The sequence below is a fragment of the Gemmatimonadota bacterium genome (assembly GCA_026705765.1).
Lineage (GTDB): Bacteria > Latescibacterota > UBA2968 > UBA2968 > UBA2968 > VXRD01.
The window spans coordinates 1-2,412 of record JAPPAB010000035.1; the positions used below are offsets into that span (position 1 = coordinate 1).

Annotated in this window: 3 protein-coding genes; all 3 read left to right on the top strand. The window is 52.0% G+C overall.

The features are described from left to right. Positions 1–1,093: hypothetical protein (locus OXH16_04460; protein ID MCY3680625.1), on the top strand; the 1,093-nt coding region annotated here is incomplete at its 5' end. Between the two features lie 67 nt (positions 1,094–1,160). Continuing rightward, positions 1,161–2,027 carry a decaprenyl-phosphate phosphoribosyltransferase gene (locus OXH16_04465; GenBank protein MCY3680626.1) on the top strand — a complete coding sequence of 289 codons (867 nt, stop codon included), beginning with the start codon at positions 1,161–1,163 and terminating at the stop codon, positions 2,025–2,027. Between the two features lie 121 nt (positions 2,028–2,148). Then, a partial coding sequence (locus OXH16_04470; GenBank protein MCY3680627.1) for a sulfatase-like hydrolase/transferase occupies positions 2,149–2,412 on the top strand: 264 nt, incomplete at its 3' end.

Sequence of the window (2,412 nt, forward strand, 5' to 3'; positions counted from 1 at the left end):
AGACGATTTTAAGGATGTTTTCTCCGACTTTACGATAGGCGCCCAAATGGGAGCAGGCCGCGGACACTCTTTCAGTATAGCCTATGGCTACCGAAAGTATTCTGAGAACCTGCACGCCGTCCAGGTCCTTCACGACAGCTCGCGCGTCTTTCAGACCGATTTGGGGACCGGTGCTGTTGAAGACATCACCGATCAAATCCCCGGCCCGGGCTATGCATCGCAAGAAACCCTTCTCGACGATTTTCTCTACAAAGAACTCGACTTCTTCAAAAGTAACGAATGGATGGGTGGTTGGAGCTACATCACCCTCAAACCCGCCCCTGACCTCTACATCAACCCATCGGGCGGTCGCGCATTATCCTTCCGCTATCGGCGCATCAATGCAACCGTAATAGATTCACTTGCCCGCGCGCCCGATGTGAACGAGGACTTTGTCCCGGATCCAATCGGTGAAGACCTATCACCCGCATTTTTCCGGGGCGATAAAGTCAACGTGGGATTCAACGAATACATCGCCTCCTTCAACGAATTTATCCCGCTCGTCGGCCGCTCTACACTCGCACTCCAGATCTTTGGAGCCTACAAAGACAGCTATGTCAAAGAAGTGCAACAAGAGGGCGGCACATTCGAAGGCGTATTCTATTACCCCCTGCGCTATTATCTGGGCGGTCTGGGCACCTTGCGCGGCTATCCGTATTTCACAATCGCAGGCGGCAAAGCCCTCTTTGGTCGCACCACGCTGACCCTGCCCATCTTCAAGCGCATTGGCGCGGAACTCCCGCCCCTCTTCTTCGACAAAATTTACGCCTCGCTCTTCTTTGAATTTGGCGGCGTATCCAATGCCGCCAGTCTCGGCGATATTTTTGACGTAAACGAAGAATTACACAGTGGGCGATGGGACAAATTCAAAGACTCTTTCCTATTCGACTACGGCGCCGAAATCCGATTCCAGATATTTTCACATTACCGCTTGCCCCTGTTCGGCTATTTCATCGTCGCCCGCCCCACCAAACTCGAAGTCCCAGCCCGCAACAATCCTGAGATCATCGAAGAGGTAAGTGGGACGCGCTTCTATTTTGGTCTGTCATTGTAAAACCACCTCTCGCAATTCAGTGCTCCGCCTATAAACTGGCGGAGCACTTTTTGCCGTTTTAACGCTTATGCTTCAACTCATCCACGCGATGCGTCCGCGCGAATGGGTCAAAAATGTCTTTGTGCTGGCCGCACTCGTTTTTACCAAACGCATTTTTGAACCCAACGACCTCCTTCAAGGCGGTCTGGCTCTTGTTTGTTTTTGCCTCATTTCTGGCGCAGCGTATCTATTCAACGACATCCGAGACAGAGAAAACGACCGCCAGCATCCTCTGAAACGCCATCGCCCAATAGCCTCGGGTGCATTGCGTATCTCTGTCGCCGCCATCGCCGCTATCCTCCTCGCCCTGATCGCCCTGATTGGGGGATTTTACGTACATCCCCATTTTGGCATCGTCATCCTCATCTATGCAGTACTGAACATCGCCTATACGCTGTACCTCAAACACATCGTCATCCTCGATGTCATGATCATCGCCGCGGGATTTCTTCTGCGCGCCATCGGAGGTGCAGTGGCGATTCAGGTCGCCATCTCCTCCTGGTTCATCCTCTGTACCATGCTGCTGGCACTATTTCTCGGCTTTGCCAAGCGCCGGCATGAACTCGCCCTGCTCGAAGGAGATGCCAGCACCCACCGCCGCATCCTCGCAGAATATTCCCCACAATTTCTCGACCAGATGATCGCCATCGTCACGGCAGGTGCACTGGTATCCTACGCGCTTTACACCATGTCGCCCGAAGTCATTGAAAAACTCGACACCCAATACCTCAACCTCACCATACCCTTTGTGATCTACGGTATGTTGCGCTACCTCTATCTCATCTACAAAAAAGACGGGGGCGGCAACCCCACCTCCACCGTATTAGGCGATATCCCCCTCCTGATCGCCTGCGCGCTGTGGTTACTAACTCTGGGCGTAATACTCTACATTTGACCTCTCAGCTAGTGAACTGGCTTTTATTTTACCCCTGCACGCGGGCATTGTGAAAATACTTTGTATTTTGTATTTTGACTCTGCTGACAGTTTTTAATCCCCTCACACAAGGAGATCTCGAATGGCAGAGCGACCAAATATTTTGCTGATTATGAACGACGATATGGGGTATTCTGATATTGGATGTTACGGAGGTGAAATCCACACGCCAAATTTAGATCGACTTGCTGCCAATGGGTTGCGATTCACCCAATTTTACAACACAGCGCGGTGCTGCCCCACGCGGGCGTCATTACTCACGGGATTGCATCCCCATCAAGCCAGTGTGGGACACATGATGGATGACCGGGAATACGAAGGGTATCGGGGCGATCTGAACTTTAAG